The organism is Nostoc favosum CHAB5714, assembly GCF_020829495.1.
Taxonomy (GTDB): Bacteria; Cyanobacteriota; Cyanobacteriia; order Cyanobacteriales; family Nostocaceae; genus Nostoc; species Nostoc favosum.
The window spans coordinates 18,961-37,876 of the sequence record NZ_JAIVFQ010000067.1 but is presented as its reverse complement, the minus strand read 5'-3'; the positions used below and the strand labels follow the sequence as shown (position 1 = coordinate 37,876).

Genomic DNA, 18,916 nt, shown 5'->3' with positions numbered 1-18,916 from the left:
CGGATTAAGGGGGATGAGGGGATGAGGGGGATGAGGGGGATGAGGGGGATGAGGGGGATGAGGGGGATGAGGGGATGAGGGGGATGAGGGGGATGAGGGGGATGAGGGGGATGAGGGAGATGAGGGGATGAGGGGGATGAGGGGGATGAGGGAGATGAGGGGGATGAGGGGGATGTTGCTCCCATTACTCCCTCATCCCCCCCTGCTTCCTCATCCCCCCCTGCTTTCCCTACTTCCCAATTTCCTCACTAACAATCTGTGCTATCTTTTGGGCTGCACCGCTTTCGCCACGAATCTTACGGAGTTTAGCGCGGATATCAGCCAATTTTTCTGGATGCGCCAAAAAGTCTAAAACCATTTCCCCAACTTCTTGCGGTTGAAGTTTACCCATAAGTTCTGGCACTATCTCTTCCTGTGCCCAAATGTTTGGCCATGCTAATAAACCTTTGCGTCTCACGAATCTCAAGAATAACCAATTAATCACGTTAGCAAAGGGCGTACCTACACCTGGTAGATTTGCCAACAACCCAGGTAAACCATCCCAAGAACGCATGGCATCAAGTTGCTGTGTTGGCAGCAAAACAATCATTGGCACTCCTAAAGCACCGAGTTCGGCAGTGTTGGCCCCCACTGTAGTCAAGCAGATACAGCACTGTGATAATAAGTGATATGCAGGGTTTTCTTGCCACAGTTCCACAGTTAAGCCCGTTGTTGTTTTGAGCAATGCTTTGCTGCTAGCGTCCTCTGGGACAATTAAGGAAGCACCGCCAAAGCCAAAGATTTCAGCAATAGAGTTCTTTTTGAGATCAGCAAAACTAGCTAAAGTTTGTAAATCCAAAGTTGGGGCTACAGGAATCACAAATTTAGTTTGGGGCCTTTTAGCGTGGATGTATTCGGCAATGCCTAGACTTAATGGCACTCCTTGGGCTAATTTTGCCGCTTTTGAACCAGGGAGTAAACCAATTAATTCAGTTTTCAGTGATGGAGTGATAGGCAAAGGGGAATTTGAATCTAGACTCTCCCCTGCTTCTACCATCAAATCACCGACAACGGTGAATTTGTGAGCATATTTCTGGGGGACACGGGTAGCAACTTCAGGTTTCATGACGCCAAAGCGATCAATCCACTTATGCCAACGGGCTGACCATTCGGCGTAAACTACTGTGCGATATCCCAGCTTTTTGCCTATAACTACGGGGAAAATTTGATCGCCACCGAGAAAAACAATTATACCGTGACTTCTCCAATCCCAATTATCAAAGGTTTTACCCAAAAGCAAAAATTGCCAAAAATGCTCTGCTTTGTGTACTCTATCTACTTCTGGGTAAGAAAGAGCGATCGCACCTTCTTTACCACTGGCATTTGAGCAAGGTGATAATACCACAGAAATCCTTACTACAGAACGGTCATCCCCTAGTTCTTGCCGCAACGCTTTTACTACTGGACGCACCCAGGTTGTTACCTCACCTGGGCCATTTGAAAGGATCAGAATATCTACTTGAGTCATTAGACAAGAGGCAAATATTACTTAATTCGTTCCTATGTTATAGGTAACGCGGTGTGCAACTTTCCCTCAAACCTAACCCCCAACCCCTTCCCTCTTAGGGAAGGGGAGCAAGACTTAAAGCCTCTCTCCGCTTCGGGGAGAGGAATGGAAGTGGGGTTTTAAGAATAAGTTGCACATCGCGTTAGGTATATACTGTAGCTTGTTGGTGAGATTTAATAACCTGTTCCACATTTAAGCATAAAGTCGGCAGTCAGAGTGCAGTTCAGTCCTGGATTTTGAATGCGTGAATTTTGAATTGCTTTAGCAGCAAATTTTATTCACGAATTATTTGCTGGGGATGTAAGAGAGTTTTTAGCTTCTGGAACCTTAGTTACGGGTGAATTTGAGCCATTAGTGGCGCAATGGTTGAGGCAGATTTCAATCCTGGAACAAACCCTAATCAAGTATTTGGCTACACAAGCGCAAGGGTTGACTCGTGAAGAGATACTATTACAACTTGGAAATTATGCTTCAAATGGAGATATTTTGGCTGCGCTTTTATCCTTAAAGCGCAGGGCATTAGTAGAAACCATGAAAGACGATAATCGTCATAAGGAACGCTTTTTTTTACAACCCGTGATTCTCAAATGTGTACAGCGTTTGTTTAAATCGCAAGAGTAAACGTTGTCAAAAATGGACAAACTCACTACGCTAAACAACGGTTCAAGTGCCTTTCATTGTGGGCGACCGAATCACACTTTTGCGCGTATCCCGGCTGAACTCCTATCCCCTATCTTAGTTCGCGGTATAACACTGCTTTAACTGATTGCCACAATGGAATAGTAAGCGTATGGAGCAAGGTGGCAAAAATAATCGATAAGCCCAACCCTTGGAGGAGGTGAACCAAAGGGTTAAGTGCCAAGAGAGACATTTCTGAGTGTTGCCATTCTGTTAGCCATACCGCGATCGCAGGCGAGAACGCTAACAGATAGAGTGGCATTGTCAACAACCAAGTAGCGACCAAAATATGGGTTTTATTCCTGGCAAGTGCCATGTCCTTCCATGTTCCACAGCGAGCTTCCAATAGAACACAGTGGGTATTATTCCACAATTACGACAGAGGATTGACTCATTGAGTCTCTGGCCTTCAAACCGATATCTCGACGAATACTTTGTAAAACCTGTACACCCGTGCGTTGAGTGTTGGGGTTAGCAGACCACATAGCGTTGACTGCAATGGACGATCCAAGCAAAAATGCGTGTACTGCTCCCACGAAGTAATCGCCATCAGAGTAGTAGAGGCGGACTAGGTAAACTCGATTTTTATCTTTGTAGAAGTTATTTTTTAACTCACTGGCTTTTTGATAGTCGGGGTGTGATTCAGTCAAGTAGGTAATTTTCGGTTTGTTGCGCTCTTTGGGAACAGCCAACTGAAGTATTTTTCAATTCTCCGGGTTTGCTACCGTTTGCAGCTTTAAGTCAAACCAACGATCAAACGCGAACTTTAGAAGAAGTCGCCCAAGTTATTGAAGCACTAAACGACACACGAATCCGCAGTAATGTTGCTGCATCAACAGCAGTGTTAGCTGGACTAGTATTAAATAAAGACGTGATTAAAAGAATTTTGCAAAGTGATATTATGCGCGAATCTGTGATTTATCAAGATATTCTGCAAGAAGGGCTTGCACAAGGATTAGAACAAGGTATTGAACAAAAAGCTCAAGAGATTGCCATCAAAATGATTAATAAAGGTATCAATCTGGAAATAATTGTTGATGTCACAGGTTTAACTGTCGAACAAGTTCAAAGAATATATTTAATAGTATTAATAACTAAATAGTTAAGTATTTATGTAAATAAAAGTTTACAAATAAGTGAGCGTATACTTTTAAACACAGTCAACAATTACAAAGAAATATTTCGTTTTTTATATCGAATTGTGTCAGATACACGATAAAATGCCCACTGGGCAAGCGTTATCTGATAAAAAACACATATTGCCGAAAAATAAGAAGTTAACGGTGGCTAATGATGCCGCTAGGAACTTCCAGTAGAGAACACGCATCAAAGGAGCCGAAGAAGCATGTTCACCCACGTCAAGTCCACCATTAGACACATTGCGCCTGATAATTTACGCGGACGTAATTTAATCAAGGTGGTCTATGTCGTGCTTGAGTCCCAGTACCAGAGTGCATTGTCGCAAGCGGTTCGCACGATTAACGCGAACAATCCCAACTTGGCGATTGAAATTAGCGGGTACTTGATTGAGGAACTCCGCGACCCAGAGAACTACGAAGAGTTCAAACGAGAAATTGAGAGTGCGAATATCTTCATCGCTTCCCTCATTTTCATCGAAGACTTAGCACAGAAAGTAGTAGCAGCAGTAGAACCACACCGCGATCGCTTGGATGTTTCCGTTGTCTTTCCCTCGATGCCAGAAGTAATGCGCCTGAGTAAAATGGGCAGCTTTTCTCTAGCACAGTTGGGTCAGTCAAAAAGTGCGATCGCGCAATTCATGCGGAAACGCAAAGAAAAATCCGGCGCAGGATTCCAAGATGGGATGCTGAAGCTTTTGCGAACCCTGCCGCAAGTGCTGAAGTTCCTCCCAATGGACAAGGCACAGGATGCCCGAAATTTCATGCTCAGTTTTCAGTATTGGCTAGGTGGTTCTCCAGAAAACCTGGAAAACTTCTTGCTGATGCTAGCTGATAAATATGTATTTAAAGGTTTAGAGAAACAAATTGCACCTTCTACATATCAACAGCCGGTGGTTTATCCCGATTTAGGGATTTGGCATCCTTTGGCTCCCAGTATGTTTGAAGATGTCAGAGAGTACCTCAATTGGTACACAGCTCGTAAGGATATTTCTAGCGATCTCAAAGATCCCCTAGCTCCTTGTGTCGGATTAGTCTTGCAACGCACTCACCTAGTTACAGGCGATGATGCCCATTATGTAGCAATGGTGCAGGAGTTAGAAGCACTAGGCGCACGGGTACTACCTGTGTTTGCTGGTGGTTTGGATTTCTCCAAGCCTGTTGAGGCTTACTTCTATGAACCAAATACCAATACACAGTTGGTAGATGCAGTGATATCACTGACTGGTTTTGCTTTAGTAGGTGGCCCAGCCAGACAAGACCATCCCAAGGCAATTGAGGCACTCAAACGCTTAAACCGTCCTTATATGGTGGCGTTACCCTTAGTATTCCAAACCACAGAAGAGTGGATGGATAGCGATTTAGGCTTGCATCCAATTCAAGTAGCTTTGCAAATTGCGATTCCTGAATTGGATGGGGCAATTGAGCCGATTATATTATCGGGTAGAGATGGGACTACAGGGAAAGCGATCGCACTGCGCGATCGGGTTGAAGCTGTAGCCGAACGCGCCTTAAAATGGGCTAACCTCCGCCGCAAACCGAAGCTGGATAAAAAAGTCGCCATCACCGTTTTCAGCTTCCCGCCAGATAAAGGCAACGTGGGAACCGCCGCATATTTGGATGTATTCGGCTCCATCTACGAGGTGATGAAAGCTCTCAAAAATAACGGCTACGACTTACCAGAATTGCCAGAATCCGCCGAAGCGTTGATGCAAGAAGTCATCCATGACGCCCAAGCGCAGTACAACAGCCCAGAACTGAACATTGCTTACAAAATGTCGGTTCCTGAGTATGAGGCACTTACCCCTTACTCTCAACGCTTAGAGGAAAACTGGGGCCCACCTCCCGGACATCTCAACAGCGATGGGCAAAACCTGCTGATTTATGGTAAGCAATTCGGTAACGTCTTCATCGGTGTACAACCAACATTTGGTTACGAAGGCGATCCGATGCGGCTGTTGTTCTCCCGTTCAGCTAGTCCTCACCACGGTTTTGCTGCTTACTACACTTACCTAGAGCAAGTTTGGAAAGCTGATGCAGTACTGCACTTTGGTACACACGGTTCCTTGGAATTCATGCCAGGTAAACAGATGGGGATGTCTGGTGATTGTTATCCAGATAACTTGATTGGCTCAATTCCGAACTTGTATTACTATGCAGCTAATAATCCGAGTGAGGCGACAATTGCCAAGCGTCGGAGTTATGCCGAAACAATTTCTTACTTGACACCTCCTGCAGAAAATGCTGGTTTGTATAAAGGTTTGAAGGAGCTCAGCGAATTAATTGCTTCTTACCAAACCTTAAAAGATAGTGGACGCGGTATTTCCATTGTCAACAGCATCATGGATAAATGCCGGATCGTGAATCTGGATAAGGATATTAACCTGCCAGAAACCGATGCCAGAGACATGAGTACCGATGAGCGGGATAATATTGTTGGCAACGTCTACCGCAAGTTGATGGAAATCGAGTCTCGGTTGTTGCCTTGTGGGTTGCACGTCATTGGTAAACCGCCAAGTGCAGAAGAAGCGATCGCAACTCTGGTCAACATTGCTAGTCTAGATCGTCAGGAAGAAGGACTTCAAGGGTTGCCGGGAATTATCGCCAATAGCATTGGGCGTAATATTGACGATATTTATCAAAATAATGACCGGGGTATTTTACAAGATGTCCAATTACTGCAAGACATCACCTTGGCAACCCGTGCAGCAGTTACCGCCCTTGTCCAAGAGCAAACCGATGCAGAAGGACGAGTTTCTCTAGTTTCCCGGTTGAATTTCTTTAACATGGGCAAAAAAGAACCTTGGGTAGAATCATTGCATAAAGCAGGTTATCCCAAAGTCGATAGCGCAGCTCTAAAACCCCTATTTGAGTATTTGGAATTCTGCCTGCAACAAGTTTGTGCCGACAACGAACTAGGGGCATTACTCAGAGGCTTAGAAGGTGAGTACATCCTACCCGGCCCTGGTGGCGATCCCATCCGCAACCCGGATGTATTACCCACGGGTAAGAATATCCATGCACTCGATCCGCAATCCATCCCAACAACAGCAGCAGTACAATCAGCCAAAATTGTCGTAGACAGGCTTTTGGCACGTAACAAGGCAGAAAACGAAGGAAAATGGCCAGAAACCATCGCCTGCGTCCTTTGGGGAACCGATAACATCAAAACTTACGGTGAATCCCTAGCACAAATTATGTGGATGGTGGGCGTGCGTCCAGTTCCCGATGCCTTGGGACGGGTGAACAAGTTGGAATTGATATCTCTAGAAGAGTTGGGACGCCCCAGAATTGATGTGGTAATCAACTGTTCTGGTGTATTCCGCGACTTGTTCATCAACCAAATGAACCTGCTAGACCAAGGGGTGAAGATGGCGGCTGAGGCAGATGAACCCTTAGAAATGAACTTTGTTCGCAAACACGCTTTGCAACAAGCTGAGGAAATGGGGATTAATCTGCGTCAAGCAGCGACGCGCGTTTTCTCCAACGCTTCTGGTTCCTATTCGTCAAATATCAACTTGGCGGTAGAAAACAGCACTTGGGATAGCGAAGCCGAGTTGCAGGAAATGTATCTCAACCGGAAGTCTTTCTCCTTCAATTCCGATAACCCCGGAATGATGGACGAATCCCGGCAGATTTTTGAAAGTACTTTGAAAACTGCTGATGCAACTTTCCAAAATTTGGATTCTTCCGAGATTAGCTTAACGGACGTTTCTCATTACTTCGATTCAGATCCCACTAAGCTTGTGGCAAGTCTGCGGGGTGATGGTAAAAAACCAGCATCTTATATTGCAGATACTACCACAGCTAACGCCCAAGTGCGGACATTATCAGAAACCGTGCGTTTGGATGCGCGTACCAAATTATTAAATCCCAAGTGGTACGAGGGAATGCTGTCTCACGGTTACGAAGGTGTGCGCGAACTCTCCAAGCGGTTGGTGAATACAACAGGTTGGAGTGCGACAGCCGGCGCTGTGGATAACTGGATTTACGAAGATACTAACGAAACCTTCATCAAAGATGAAGAAATGCAGAAACGGTTGCTGAACCTTAATCCCCATTCTTTCCGCAAGATTGTATCAACTTTGTTGGAAGTGAATGGACGCGGTTATTGGGAGACTAGCGAGGATAATTTAGATCGTCTGCGCGAGTTGTACCAAGAAGTTGAAGACCGAATTGAAGGAATTGAGTAGGTTTATACATAATCAATAGGGTAGGAGGCACGGTTTCACCGTGCCTTCTGCATTTATGTAATTTTTTAAGAGTGTAGCTGTCGTTAATAGGATAAAACAAAATGGCAGACTTAACAGATGTCTTGCTAAAACTTTGTGAGCAAAGATGGGCTGAGGTCAAACAAGCAGAGGATCAGAGTTTTCTACAAGGCGATCGCACTCACTCTTCCACAACAGGCGATGTCTAACGACAAGCCGCTACGCGTCTACGCTTTGTTTTTGAGGTTTTCTGCAAGGAATACCGTTGTGCGTTATATCATGTCCGCATAATTAGTTATGATTCCCACAGTCATTGCACCCCACCCCGCCAAAGCTACGCTTTGTCTCCCCTCCCCGCTTGCGGGGAGGGGATTAAGGGGTGGGGTTCTTCGGGTTTAATAAGTAATCAAGCGGACATGATATTACGCATGGTCTTGAGTTTTAGCAGCTTGTAGCACTTTTAACATAGTATCTGCTGCTTCAACTGCATCATAAGGCGACCACACAGGATAGGACTGATCAGGCTTAATCAGATCGGTTTCCTGTTGGGCTAACTCTGAAATTAAAACCTGGATAATGTAAAACTTATCTGCTCGACTAAGTTCTCGCAAAGTGGAGATTAATTCTGCTGAAACCATGCAAAGCACTCTAGTAAATCAAGTCTGCTTCTTGATCATAGTTTATTCATTGGGTTTCACTGCGTTTACAGGTGAGACAATTCAAGCAGCTAATAATGCGTAGGCGTAGCCCGTCGTAGACATCGCTCACTTTTCCATACGGGCAATCGCTTAATTTTTGAGATTTTTTGTAAGGTCTGGGCGTAGCCGGTCGTAAACATCGCTTACTATTCCACAACAGGCGAGCGCTCTTTTGTTAACTATTATTTTCTTTAAGGCAAAATTTCAAAGCTATCGCAGTGCTGAGGTCGATATAATCTAAAATCTCGCTGATCTAAGGTAAATATTTTTTTAATCCCATAGCGTTCAGCTATAGCCATAACACTTGCATCTACAAAATCAATCCGACTATCTGCATACTCATCCAAGATTTCCGCCACACGAATCACATCTTGGTCTGTTAAAGCTACTAAACTAAAACGACTCGCAGATAGCCCTTGCAAAAAAGCTACAACTGTCGCTATACCTGCATTACGTCCTACCAAATAAGCTAATTCTGCCAAGACTGTTTGTGGTAACAGAATTTGTTTTTGTTGTATATATACTGTTGCAACAATACTGTGCATTGCATCCGAACGGTTCAACAATGCTACAACAAAACCTGTATCAGCTACTGCTAAGGTTATTTCCACGTCCAACCAGATTTTTCAGTAATCTCCTGTTGGAGAATATCTTCTGAGTTTGTAGCCAAATCAGGTGTTCCTGCAAATAAGCCAATTAATGGGTCAGACGCAGCATTATCAACTGTTTCTAGCAATTGGGTTTCGAGATATAGCCTAACAGCTTCACTGACTATTGATTCAGGAGATTGCCCTCGTTGACTAGCCAGATTTATGACTTTTTCAAGTAAAGTCTGTTCCAGTTTCCAGTTAAATGTAGAGTCCACCAGATAACTTCTCTCTTTAGTAACAAAAAATATTTTAACAAATAGAGGTTTGATGCTCACAATTTGCCCCTGTAGCTGGACTAGCCATTCCATGAATCACGTTCCTGATTAAGGTATTCTTGAGCATCAACGCCATTCCAGATTTCTTTACCTAACCCACGTAATTCGAGGATGCTATGCTTTGGGTTAGGTGTCATCGTCACCTGTTGACGAATTAAGCTTGACAAGTCTTCAATTAAGCGTATTTGCTCTTCAGGAGTTAGGCTTTGAGCTTGCAATAGTACTTCTTGATAATTAGACATAAAATTTACACTTCCACTTCTCTGGATTGTAAGTTAAATATACACACAGACTACATTTCTTTATTTTACAAACCGACAGCATTTGCTTGTTGAGCGTACGCATTTGCTTGTTGAGTGACAGCATTTGCTTGTTGAGCGTACGCATTTGCTTGTTGAGCGACAGCATTTGCTTGTTGAGCGACAGTATTTGCTTGTTGAGCGTACGCATTTGCTTGTTGAGTGACAGCATTTGCTTGTTGAGCGTACGCATTTGCTTGTTGAGCGTACGCATTTGCTTGTTGAGCGACAGTATTTGCTTGTTAAGCGTACGCATTTGCTTGTTGAGCGTACGCATTTGCTTGTTGAGCGACAGTATTTGCTAATTACGTTCATCCCGAAACAAGAGACAGATACGAATAAATAAGTATAAACACAGGGTAAGTACTGGTTACTAAGTTTAAATTAAATCCACAAAAATACTCTTATCACGCAGAAATACATCCCAGTATCTTGAAATAGAACTATTCCAGAAATATCTCCCATGTCTTTAAAAACTCGCGGTTCTGCTGCTGTAGACAAAGCTCAACGCCGTCTCGCCCTGCTTAAATCCATCAATGAGAATCTAGATTTAGGGCATGGATTAAGCATTGAAGCTTACACCCGCCTTATCGATAATACCCGTGCCACGCTAGAAGCCCATAATACGCTTCTGTCTAATCTTGAGGAATCTCGTAAGACGATAACTCAGATGGACAAAACACTCTCGGAATTGTCTGAAAGGATGCTTACTGGAGTTGCGACTGTCTACGGCAGAAACAGCATGGAGTATTCAAAGGCAGGCGGCTCTAGCCGAAAGGGGAGTAATAGTCAAAAATCTATTTCACAAATTCCTTCAGTTGTTGCGCTTCCCACTACTCAACCCACCCAAACTGCAACTAACGGCAAAGGCCGCTTGAGCAATGTCTAAGTTTATTTTATCTAATGGGGCAGCTATTATAGCCATTTTCAATCCGGTGAGGTACAAGTATGCAAATAGACCTAACCCCCTAACCCCCTTCCCGAAGCGGGAAGGGGGAAAAATTCAAAGCCTCTCTCCTTTTAGGAGAGAGGAATGGAAGTGAGGTCAAAATTGTACCTCACGCTTGTCGATAACCGCTATATTCGTTAACTTCATAGGGCAATACAGTTCAGTTAAGGCTTGATCCTCCCTAACCCTCCTTAAAAAGGAGGGAACTAAGCCCCCCTTTTTAAGGGGGGTTGGGGGGATCTTCCGAGGTCAAACATCACTAACTGAACTGTATTGGTTCATAGGGTAGCACAGCTAGCTATGCTACCTTACTCTAAAATCCACGCAGCCTGAAAAAAGTCGCGTTCGCAAAACATCGCATAACGATAGGTTGAATGCACAACAGAATTGGTAGCGGCATAATTGTCAACCAAATTTTCTAATTGTTGTGTTAATGGTTGAAAGTCTGCGCTGCTGTAAGTACGAATCCAGTCTGCATATTGATGATTAGGAATGCCATTACGAGCTAACTGTTCTCCCAAAAAGGCATACAAACGCATACAAGGAGACATCGCCGCAGCAGTTAAACCCACATCTCCACCCCAAGCAGTTGCTAACAAAAAGTCAGTATAGTGGCGGGTAGCGGCTCCTGGTTCTACAGAATGCAAATTGACTCCCCACCCAGAAGCATAGCCACTATGCAGGCGCAGTTCTTCTAAAACTCCACTAGCTAGGTTATGAAATGTGGTGAAACCTAACCAGTCTGGTGCTTTAGCTGCGGCGATACTGTACGCACGGGCAAAAGCTTCTAAAAAAAAAGCATCTTGCCCTACGTAGTAAGCAAATTTAGCTTGCTCAAGAGTACCATCGCCAATGCCTTGAACGAAAGGATGCTCTAGGCAAGCTTGGGCTAAGTCTTGATTTGCTGCCCATAATTCGTTAGATAAAGTCATTTGTTATTTGTCACTTGTCATTTGTTATTATCCCCCTCAAAAAGGAAAGAACTGGAGCAAGACTGAGCCAAGACTTCCCAAAAAATCAACAAAACTGGGGCTACCAGCAGTTACCTTCTCATTTACGGGTGTTTGCAGTTCTTTAATAAAAGCTTGGGCTGTTTGGGTTCCAGGGGTATTGTTTTGGGATGTAAACAATTTTTCAGCAACTTGGGCATCTTGGAATGCACCTTGTCTATCTAGTATTTGGTAGCGGGCGACACCACGAGCTAAATAAGCACCCGCATATTCTGGTTTAATAGCGATCGCTTGATTAAAATAACTGATTGCTTGCTGTTGGTTGCCTTTTTGCCCTTCTGCTACACCCAAAGCATAAAATTCTTCTGGTGAAGCAATTTGTGATGGTATACCAACTGCACCTTGAAAGTTAGCGCCATTCAAGTAAGCACCAGTCAGTTCTGCATTTGCTAAATAAGTATTTCTCAAATCAGCACCCGCTAAATTTGCCCCACGGAATTTAGCTTCGCTCAGGTTGACACCAAATAAACTCGCACCACTCAAGTTTGCACCCCGGAAATCTGCACCGCTCAAATTTGCCCGACTGAGGTTAGCACCTGTGAGATTAGCACCGCTCAAATTCGCTCCAGATAAGTCAGCCATCACTAAACCTGCATTAGTCAAGTCGCAGTTTTGACATTGCTTGGTTGCCAATAACTGTTTGACATGTTCAGAATTTGCTGCTTGTACGGTTGTTGCCAAACTAATCGTGGTTAAAAAGGCAGCTATGCCTAGAATTTGGTTCTTCATATTTGTGTAATATTTCTTACTCAATATTTAACATTAACTGAGATGGATTTATACCTCAGCATTATGATATGAGCAATCTGAACAGTTTGCCCTCTGTAGTTGCCTATATCACTTGTAAATTTGAGTAAACACTCACATATACCCTGATTTTAAATAAATATGAGACTATAGAAGCATTAAGACAGCCATAAAAACGTGAGTCAGCAAGACAAACTCTTAGAAAAGATCCTCTCTGGGACTTCTGATACAAACATCCCTTTCGCCCAACTGTGGCAACTTTTATATCGACTAGGCTTTGAGGAACGGATTCGTGGCGATCATCGTATTTTTATTAAACCCGATGTTGAGGAAATATTGAATCTGCAACATAAGAAAGGAAAAGCCAAAAGTTATCAAATTAAACAAGTTCGTGCAGTAATTGTCAAGTATAAGCTAGGAAGTAAAAATGATGTTTCGCTATGAAGTTATTCTCTACTGGAGTGAATTAGATCAAGCTTTTATTGCTGAAGTACCAGAATTGCCAGGCTGTGCTGCTGACGGTGATACTTATCAAGAAGCTCTGCATAATGTAGAATTAGTGATGCAGGAATGGATAGAAACGGCTAAGGATTTAGGGCGGACAGTTCCTCAGCCTAGACCGCGTTTAATGTACATTTAATTGATACACAAGGCAAGTCAAGCTGATTTTTTAGCATCATCAGAAATATTTAACGCCATATTAGAGACAGAGCAGAAAAATCTTCGCTAAAAGACCTAAAAAATTCTACCGACTGTCATTATCGTATCTAAGTTATAGATAGCGATTATCATTAACTACACGGCTTGTAGCCAGAGAATTCAAATGCTGTTTGACATTGGCAAACTGTGCCATTAAGGGAGCGGTATAACATCATTGGTGTCAACTCAATACGCTTGGGTTAAGGATAATCGTAGGTTGGGTTGTAGCTTGCTTCCCCGTAGGGGTACGAAGTGAAACCCAACATTAAGCGTTAACAAAGTTTGGGGTTTAATTCCCCAGCAAGACAGGCAGCAAGTTTTGTGTCGGGGTAAAATCCCCCTTACAAAACGTAATTGCGTTAGCGTAGCGGGGCGTTCGCTTTTAGCGTCTCGCAGAGAAGCGCATTGCGAATTGGTTTAATTGTTGGGTTTCGTTCCTCAACCCAACCTACACATTTCTATTTTTTAGGCAAAACCTACGCAATATTGCACCAAAGTCCTTACTGTAAAATCATTTCAGCAAAGTTTTTGTATCTCACTCAACTGCACACCGCTATATACCCTAATGTTCTGTAAGTTCAGTGTTTTGGAGATGACAGAGAAAGTCTAATTGAAAAGGTTAGTTACTGGCAATTTTACAAATCACCATAATATGTGATTTGTATTTGTCAATACTATAGTGAAGAAGTTGCAATCTAGAACGTTCTAGTTCTTGCAAAAGTTTAGGGATTTCATACTTATGATGTCGCCAAATAGTAATTTCTTCACCTTCAGATATTTCAATCTTCTTATCTATCCCCATTCGACTGAAATGTAGAGTGTAATTATGGTGGAGTTTAATATTAGCAACTATACTATCTGTTTTTAAATCATACTTTCTCACCAATTCACAATCTTCAGATTTAATCCCAATCTTGCTTTTAACCCATCCATATATTTCTTCTACATGATACTTGCAGCCACCTCTGACGTTTCCATCCCATTTAGAGTTAGAACCAATTTCATTAGTAAACACCAGAAAATCATTTTTTCCCATGCTATCTCTAAAGTTTTTTAGTACCTCATCTCTATTTTGATGATTACCAATGGTAACACCTAAGTGGAAAAATATTTTCGCTGTGTCGTCAATTTCAAGGCTAGCTTGATTTTGGAATAAGCTTTTGGGCACACAACTATTTTCTATGTCAATTGTGGAACTGATGAACTCGACAAAAGGAAACCATTTTGTAAAATTATTCTGGGATAAATTAAGTAATTCTTCACTAATATCTAAAGCTATATATTTACTAACTTTTCCTTGTTGATTAAGTCTTTTAATAAAATTCTTAACTGGATATGAGTTTCCGGCGCCAACGTCTACAATATTGACTTTTTTGCCACTTTGAATATTATCATTCAAGTATTTAAAATTTTCCTTTAAAAGCTCAATTTCTACATTTGATGTTCGATACCATGTAGGAATAATGTATTTTAGATAAAAATCGTCCCAAATTTTTGCACCTCTCCCTTTATAAGAATACTTTAGAGGTATTTCTCGTCTGACTTCTAATGCATGAATTATCCCTAAAACTTCTTCTTCAGAAAAAATAGAGTAGAACTCAGAACTTGGCTTTGCTGTGCGATTGATAGCAGTTGACATATCCGAGGGAATTGGGGGATTGCTATGAAAATTTTGAGCCATTATTCTTGTTCTTTGGTTTTCTGAGGTATTTGAATGGATTAGCTGCAATGCTTGCCAAAGAGGTATTTTCCCATGCCGTTGTCCCAAAATTTGAACCAAATTTTGGACTTGTCACCACAAATAGATGCCACATTCCCTACTGGTCGATTGGTTTTTTACCATCAAAATACGAGATAATTTTCCAAAGATACAGGGGTGAATTCCAGTGGTTCAGCAACCAGAACTCCAGGAAACTTCGTCGATACAGTCAATCCAGCGCGTGCTTAAGAGTTTAAGCACTTACCGATGGACTTCGCTAGGAGCATTGGTCAGCCTGTTGCTGTTGACGATCGCAAACGCAGTTACCCCACAACTATTTCGGTGGGGAATTGATCAAGGCATTATCCAAAAAAACCTCCAAATTGTGCTATACAGCGCCGCCTGGATGGTACTCGCCGCGATCGCTCGTGGTGTATTTAACTTTGGACAAAGCTATCTAGCAGAAGCAGCGTCTCAGGGTGTAGCTTATGACCTGCGAAACAAAATTTTCAGCAAAATTCAAAATCTCAGTTTCAGTTATCATGACCAGGCGCAGACTTCGCAACTGTTAACCCGTGTCACCAGCGACATTGAGCAAATCCGTACCTTTGTTGGCACTAGTTTAATTCAGGTCGTCGGTTCAATTGTGACATTGGTGAGTATTTCAGTAGTTTTGCTGGTGATGAACTGGCAACTAGCATTGATTACGCTAACGGCAGTACCCCTAGAAGGTTGGTTGATGGCGCGATTCATCACCGGAAATAACAAACTTTTTCGGCAAGTACAAGAGCAACTGAGCGACCTCAATGCTGTATTGCAAGAGAACTTGCTAGGAATCCGGGTGGTGAAAGCCTTTGTGCGGGAATCAACCGAAAGGTCGCGTTACACGACCATGAATGATGGTCTAGTGAAGGCTAACATGAAGACCATTAGCGCCATCCGTGATACCTTCCCGTTAATCTTTTTGCTGAGTAACTTAGTAACACTGGCAGTTTTCGCCTACGGGGGAAGGCAGGTGATTGGGGGTAGGTTCTCCATTGGTGAACTAGTGGCGTTTAACTCCTACCTAGCCTTGATTCTCCAACCAATTTTGTTGATTGGATTTGCTGCACCCGCGATCGCTCAATCAGCTGCTTCCGCCGAACGTGTCTACGAAGTTGTAGATGCGGAAGTAGAAATCCGCGATCGCCCCGATGCTGTCCCATTTGAAACCTGCGGCGGTAGAATCACTTTTGAAAATGTTTCCTTTCGCTATCCGGGAGCGACAACTGAAACTCTCAAAGGAGTTTCCTTTGAAACCAAACCCAACGAACTGATCGCTGTTCTAGGGATGACTGGTTCCGGGAAAAGCACAATTATGAACTTAATTCCCCGGTTTTACGATGTCACTAGGGGAGCAGTTCGCATTGACGGACGAGATGTAAAAAGTTTCACCCTCAAAAGCCTCAGATCGCGGATTGGTATTGTATTTCAGGAAACCACCCTCTTCTCTGGCACAATCCGCGAAAATATTGCCTACGCAAAACCCGATGCAACCCTAGATGAGGTGATTGAGGTAGCCAAAACCTCCCAAATGCACGATTTTATCAGTAGTCTACCCGATGGCTACGAGACGATTGTGGGTGAACGGGGCGTAGGCTTGTCTGGTGGACAAAAACAACGAATTGCGATCGCTCGTACCTTACTAACTGATTACAGCATTCTGATTTTAGACGATAGCACCTCAGCTATAGATGCCAAAACGGCTGCCCAGATTCAAGCCGAACTAGATAGCTTAATGCGCCAAAAAGCTTGTACAACTTTTGTAGTAGCTCAACGCATCAGCACCGTCAAGAATGCCGATCGCATTTTTCTCATGGATAAAGGACGATTGGTAGCACAAGGCACTCACAATGAATTGATGCAAACCAGCCCCCTCTACGGTGTGATTTTGGAATCTCAAGTAAAGCAAAAGGAAAAAAATAATATCAAATTATCATAAATAATCCAATACATTTGAGTTAAGCATTTCTTCTTTCTCTTCCTTCTCTTCCTTTGCGTCCTTTGCGTCCTTTGCGGTTCGTTAAAAAAATTGACTTTGACAAAGAGTCAACCCTTAACTGAACCCTATTAATAAATAGTCTCGTTTGAGATTTTTATAACAACTAAATAAAGACAAAGACTTTTAATCCAAAATCCAAAATCTAAAATCCAAAATTGCTATGAGAGCCACAGTTCCCATTGTTGCATCTGAGCAAGCGAGCCAGCAAATTTCCACCCTGCGGCGATTTTTGCAATACCTGCTACTTTATGGCAAAGAAATTCCCATCGCCCTGACATTAGTATTTATTGGTGCTGTAACCCAAGCAATTGGGCCGTTTTTCCTCGGTTGGTCGATTGATCACCTAATTAGACAAGGTAATTTGCAGGGACTGTTACTCTTATTAGGACTACTAGCGCTAAACTACGGACTTGGCGTATTAGCAATCCGGGGTCAAATTATTCGAGTCGGCTGGATTATGCAGCGATTGCTTGCTCAACTGAGGCAAGACATTTTCATTAAAATCCAAAGTCTACCACTTAGCTTTTTCGATCGCAGCGAAGCAGGCGATTTAATGAGCCGCCTGTTGAATGATGTTAATACTGTAAATCAAGCATTTGGACTGACGATCGCCCAAATGCTAGGCAACACTTTCAGTTTGGTAGGCATCATCATTGCGATGCTCTCAATCAACTTACAACTCGGTTTATTGAGCAACCTGGTTGTGCCACTGATGATTTTTACCACAAGCTTGTTTGCACGTTGGGCAAGAGCCAGATTTCGCGTTACCCGACAAACTATTGGGGAGCTTTCCGCCAAGTTAGAAGAAGACATTGGCAGCGTCAGAGAAGCACAGGCATTTAATCGTGTACAGATGAATATTCAAGAGTTCGACGTTCTTAACGCTGCCAATAGAGATGCTAACGTCGAGGCTGTAGCAATTACTTCCGCCTTTTTGCCCTCCATTGATTTTCTCAACACACTAGCAACCGCAGGTGTACTGGCTTATGGTGGCTATCTCGCGGTAACCGGAGCTGCAACAGTGGGTGTAGTGACAGCCTTTTTACTTTACGTCCAGCAGTTCTTCCGCCCGATCCAAATTCTCAGCCAGTTTTACACCCAAGCTCAATCTGCCTTTGCCGGATTAGAGCGAATCTTTCTATTGCTAGATGAACCCTCACAACTCAAAGACGCACCCGATGCTACAGAAATGCCATCTATTCAGGGTGAAGTGACATTTGATAATGTCAAGTTTGGCTACAACCCAGATCAACTGGTTCTCAAAGGGGTGAATTTGCACGCCTATCCAGGGCAGATGATTGCGTTAGTAGGGCCGACCGGTTCGGGAAAAACTACAATTATAAACTTGATTTTGCGCTTTTACGATGTGTCTGGCGGTGCAGTGAGAATTGATGGTATTGATGTGCGTAGCGTTACTCAAGCAAGTCTGCGGCGACAAATTGGCATCGTTCTGCAAGACAATATTCTGTTTAGCGGCACTGTAGCCGAAAACATTGCCTTTGGCTCTGCCCATGCTACCCAAGCTGATATCGAAGCGGCTGCACAGTTGGCAAATGTGCATGAGTTCATTACCTCACTACCACAAGGCTATACAACTCAATTGGGCGAACGGGGAGCGCCTTTGAGCCAGGGACAGCGACAACTGATCAGTATTGCCCGTGCGGTGTTGATCAACCCCCGAATTTTGATTCTTGATGAAGCAACCAGCAGCATTGACACGCGTACAGAAGCGCTAGTACAGAGTGCGATCGCTCGTTTGCTGCAAGGTCGTACCAGCTTCGTAATTGCCCACCGCCTCAGTACAGTTACCCAGGCAGATCGGGTATTAGTAATTCAGCAGGGAGAAATTGTAGAGCAGGGTACTCACGCCGAACTGATCAATCAGCAAGGTGTCTATGCCAACCTTTATGCCCTGCAACTGGGTGCAGCAGACACAACGGTTATTCAAAACGAAAAGTAAAATATATATAGCTCTAATTTATCAATTGCCAACAAAGAAATGAAACTACCTGACCTCGATTCACAAACCATCGATCGCATCATTGAAATGGCATGGGAAGATAGAACATCTTTTGATGCCATTGAGGCTCAGTTTGGGCTGCTGGAGAAACAGGTAATCGCTCTAATGAGGCGCGAAATGAAAGAATCTAGTTTCCAGATGTGGCGAGAGCGAGTCACCAAACGCGGTACAAAGCATTTATCTAAGCGAGAATTTATTGCAGGTCGCTTTAAATCGCACAATCAAAAAACCTAAGTAATTGGGTGAAAACTACCAAAT

At 43.3% G+C, this 18,916-nt stretch carries 22 protein-coding genes; 10 read left to right on the top strand and 12 right to left on the bottom strand.

Features of this window, described 5'->3' with window-relative positions; genetic code table 11:
• Together LC586_RS28870 and LC586_RS28865 are read right to left on the bottom strand one after the other, a co-directional pair.
• The coding region (locus LC586_RS28870; RefSeq protein ID WP_229488647.1) for a hypothetical protein at positions 1–185 on the bottom strand (185 nt) is incomplete at its 3' end.
• Between the two features lie 44 nt (positions 186–229).
• Entirely contained in the window at positions 230–1,507 is a 1,278-nt protein-coding gene (locus tag LC586_RS28865; RefSeq protein WP_229488646.1) for a glycosyltransferase family protein, read from the bottom strand.
• 447 nt (positions 1,508–1,954) lie between these two features.
• On the opposite strand from LC586_RS28865, the gene LC586_RS28860 reads away from it, so the two are divergent.
• Positions 1,955–2,167 carry a hypothetical protein gene (locus tag LC586_RS28860; protein ID WP_229488645.1) on the top strand — a complete coding sequence of 71 codons (213 nt, stop codon included), beginning with the start codon at positions 1,955–1,957 and terminating at the stop codon, positions 2,165–2,167.
• Positions 2,168–2,276: 109 nt separating this feature from the next.
• On the opposite strand, the gene LC586_RS28855 is transcribed toward LC586_RS28860, so the two are convergent.
• Together LC586_RS28855 and LC586_RS28850 are read right to left on the bottom strand one after the other, a co-directional pair.
• A complete protein-coding gene (locus tag LC586_RS28855) occupies positions 2,277–2,540 on the bottom strand; it encodes a hypothetical protein (protein WP_229488644.1) in 264 nt (87 codons plus the stop codon).
• A gap of 46 nt (positions 2,541–2,586) precedes the next feature.
• Positions 2,587–2,916, bottom strand: a complete 330-nt coding sequence (locus tag LC586_RS28850; RefSeq protein ID WP_229488643.1) for a hypothetical protein — start codon at positions 2,914–2,916, stop codon at positions 2,587–2,589.
• A 26-nt stretch (positions 2,917–2,942) separates the two neighbouring features.
• Here LC586_RS28850 and LC586_RS28845 point away from each other — a divergent pair, with 26 nt between their 5' ends.
• The 3 genes from LC586_RS28845 (at position 2,943) to LC586_RS40870 (ending at position 7,780) form a co-directional block, all read left to right on the top strand.
• A complete protein-coding gene (locus LC586_RS28845) occupies positions 2,943–3,326 on the top strand; it encodes an Rpn/YhgA-type helix-turn-helix domain-containing protein (RefSeq protein WP_229488642.1) in 384 nt (127 codons plus the stop codon).
• A 243-nt stretch (positions 3,327–3,569) separates the two neighbouring features.
• Positions 3,570–7,553 carry a magnesium chelatase subunit H gene (locus LC586_RS28840; protein ID WP_229488641.1) on the top strand — a complete coding sequence of 1,328 codons (3,984 nt, stop codon included), beginning with the start codon at positions 3,570–3,572 and terminating at the stop codon, positions 7,551–7,553.
• 101 nt (positions 7,554–7,654) lie between these two features.
• Positions 7,655–7,780 carry a hypothetical protein gene (locus LC586_RS40870; protein WP_267921740.1) on the top strand — a complete coding sequence of 42 codons (126 nt, stop codon included), beginning with the start codon at positions 7,655–7,657 and terminating at the stop codon, positions 7,778–7,780.
• 213 nt (positions 7,781–7,993) lie between these two features.
• On the opposite strand, the gene LC586_RS28835 is transcribed toward LC586_RS40870, so the two are convergent.
• From LC586_RS28835 to LC586_RS28815, 5 genes are all read right to left on the bottom strand, one after another.
• A complete protein-coding gene (locus LC586_RS28835) occupies positions 7,994–8,209 on the bottom strand; it encodes a hypothetical protein (protein ID WP_229488640.1) in 216 nt (71 codons plus the stop codon).
• Between the two features lie 251 nt (positions 8,210–8,460).
• Entirely contained in the window at positions 8,461–8,880 is a 420-nt protein-coding gene (locus LC586_RS28830) for a type II toxin-antitoxin system VapC family toxin (RefSeq protein WP_229488639.1), read from the bottom strand.
• On the bottom strand, positions 8,871–9,227 hold the full coding sequence (locus tag LC586_RS28825) for a hypothetical protein (protein ID WP_229488638.1): 357 nt from the start codon (positions 9,225–9,227) through the stop codon (positions 8,871–8,873). Before LC586_RS28825 ends, LC586_RS28830 begins: the two co-directional genes overlap by 10 nt.
• The gene (locus LC586_RS28820) at positions 9,215–9,436 is read right to left on the bottom strand and encodes a hypothetical protein (RefSeq protein WP_229488637.1); all 222 of its coding nucleotides are present in this window, start codon (positions 9,434–9,436) and stop codon (positions 9,215–9,217) included. The genes LC586_RS28825 and LC586_RS28820 overlap by 13 nt, the downstream gene beginning before the upstream one ends.
• Entirely contained in the window at positions 9,429–9,749 is a 321-nt protein-coding gene (locus tag LC586_RS28815) for a coiled-coil domain-containing protein (protein WP_229488636.1), read from the bottom strand. The genes LC586_RS28820 and LC586_RS28815 overlap by 8 nt, the downstream gene beginning before the upstream one ends.
• 207 nt (positions 9,750–9,956) lie before the next feature.
• On the opposite strand from LC586_RS28815, the gene LC586_RS28810 reads away from it, so the two are divergent.
• Positions 9,957–10,382 carry a hypothetical protein gene (locus LC586_RS28810; protein ID WP_229488635.1) on the top strand — a complete coding sequence of 142 codons (426 nt, stop codon included), beginning with the start codon at positions 9,957–9,959 and terminating at the stop codon, positions 10,380–10,382.
• A gap of 368 nt (positions 10,383–10,750) precedes the next feature.
• On the opposite strand, the gene LC586_RS28805 is transcribed toward LC586_RS28810, so the two are convergent.
• Positions 10,751–11,374 carry a TenA family protein gene (locus tag LC586_RS28805; protein WP_229488634.1) on the bottom strand — a complete coding sequence of 208 codons (624 nt, stop codon included), beginning with the start codon at positions 11,372–11,374 and terminating at the stop codon, positions 10,751–10,753.
• A gap of 36 nt (positions 11,375–11,410) precedes the next feature.
• Positions 11,411–12,181, bottom strand: coding sequence for a pentapeptide repeat-containing protein (locus LC586_RS28800; protein WP_229488633.1), 771 nt, complete (start codon positions 12,179–12,181; stop codon positions 11,411–11,413).
• Positions 12,182–12,376: 195 nt separating this feature from the next.
• Between LC586_RS28800 and LC586_RS28795 the strand changes: the two genes are divergently transcribed.
• Together LC586_RS28795 and LC586_RS28790 are read left to right on the top strand one after the other, a co-directional pair.
• On the top strand, positions 12,377–12,643 hold the full coding sequence (locus tag LC586_RS28795; protein ID WP_229488632.1) for a type II toxin-antitoxin system HicA family toxin: 267 nt from the start codon (positions 12,377–12,379) through the stop codon (positions 12,641–12,643).
• Complete coding sequence (locus LC586_RS28790; RefSeq protein ID WP_229488631.1) at positions 12,627–12,839, top strand: type II toxin-antitoxin system HicB family antitoxin; 213 nt, start codon at positions 12,627–12,629, stop codon at positions 12,837–12,839. Before LC586_RS28795 ends, LC586_RS28790 begins: the two co-directional genes overlap by 17 nt.
• A 678-nt stretch (positions 12,840–13,517) precedes the next feature.
• On the opposite strand, the gene LC586_RS28785 is transcribed toward LC586_RS28790, so the two are convergent.
• On the bottom strand, positions 13,518–14,579 hold the full coding sequence (locus LC586_RS28785) for an L-histidine N(alpha)-methyltransferase (protein ID WP_229488650.1): 1,062 nt from the start codon (positions 14,577–14,579) through the stop codon (positions 13,518–13,520).
• Between the two features lie 205 nt (positions 14,580–14,784).
• Here LC586_RS28785 and LC586_RS28780 point away from each other — a divergent pair, with 205 nt between their 5' ends.
• The 3 genes from LC586_RS28780 to LC586_RS28770 all read left to right on the top strand — a co-directional run bounded on the left by LC586_RS28780 (position 14,785) and on the right by LC586_RS28770 (position 18,892).
• Entirely contained in the window at positions 14,785–16,578 is a 1,794-nt protein-coding gene (locus tag LC586_RS28780; RefSeq protein ID WP_229488630.1) for an ABC transporter ATP-binding protein, read from the top strand.
• 220 nt (positions 16,579–16,798) lie between these two features.
• Positions 16,799–18,598 (top strand): ABC transporter ATP-binding protein, encoded by a 1,800-nt coding sequence (locus tag LC586_RS28775; RefSeq protein ID WP_229488629.1) that lies wholly within the window; start codon positions 16,799–16,801, stop codon positions 18,596–18,598.
• A gap of 39 nt (positions 18,599–18,637) precedes the next feature.
• Positions 18,638–18,892 carry a TIGR03643 family protein gene (locus tag LC586_RS28770; protein ID WP_100899538.1) on the top strand — a complete coding sequence of 85 codons (255 nt, stop codon included), beginning with the start codon at positions 18,638–18,640 and terminating at the stop codon, positions 18,890–18,892.
• The last annotated feature ends 24 nt before the right edge of the window (positions 18,893–18,916 follow it).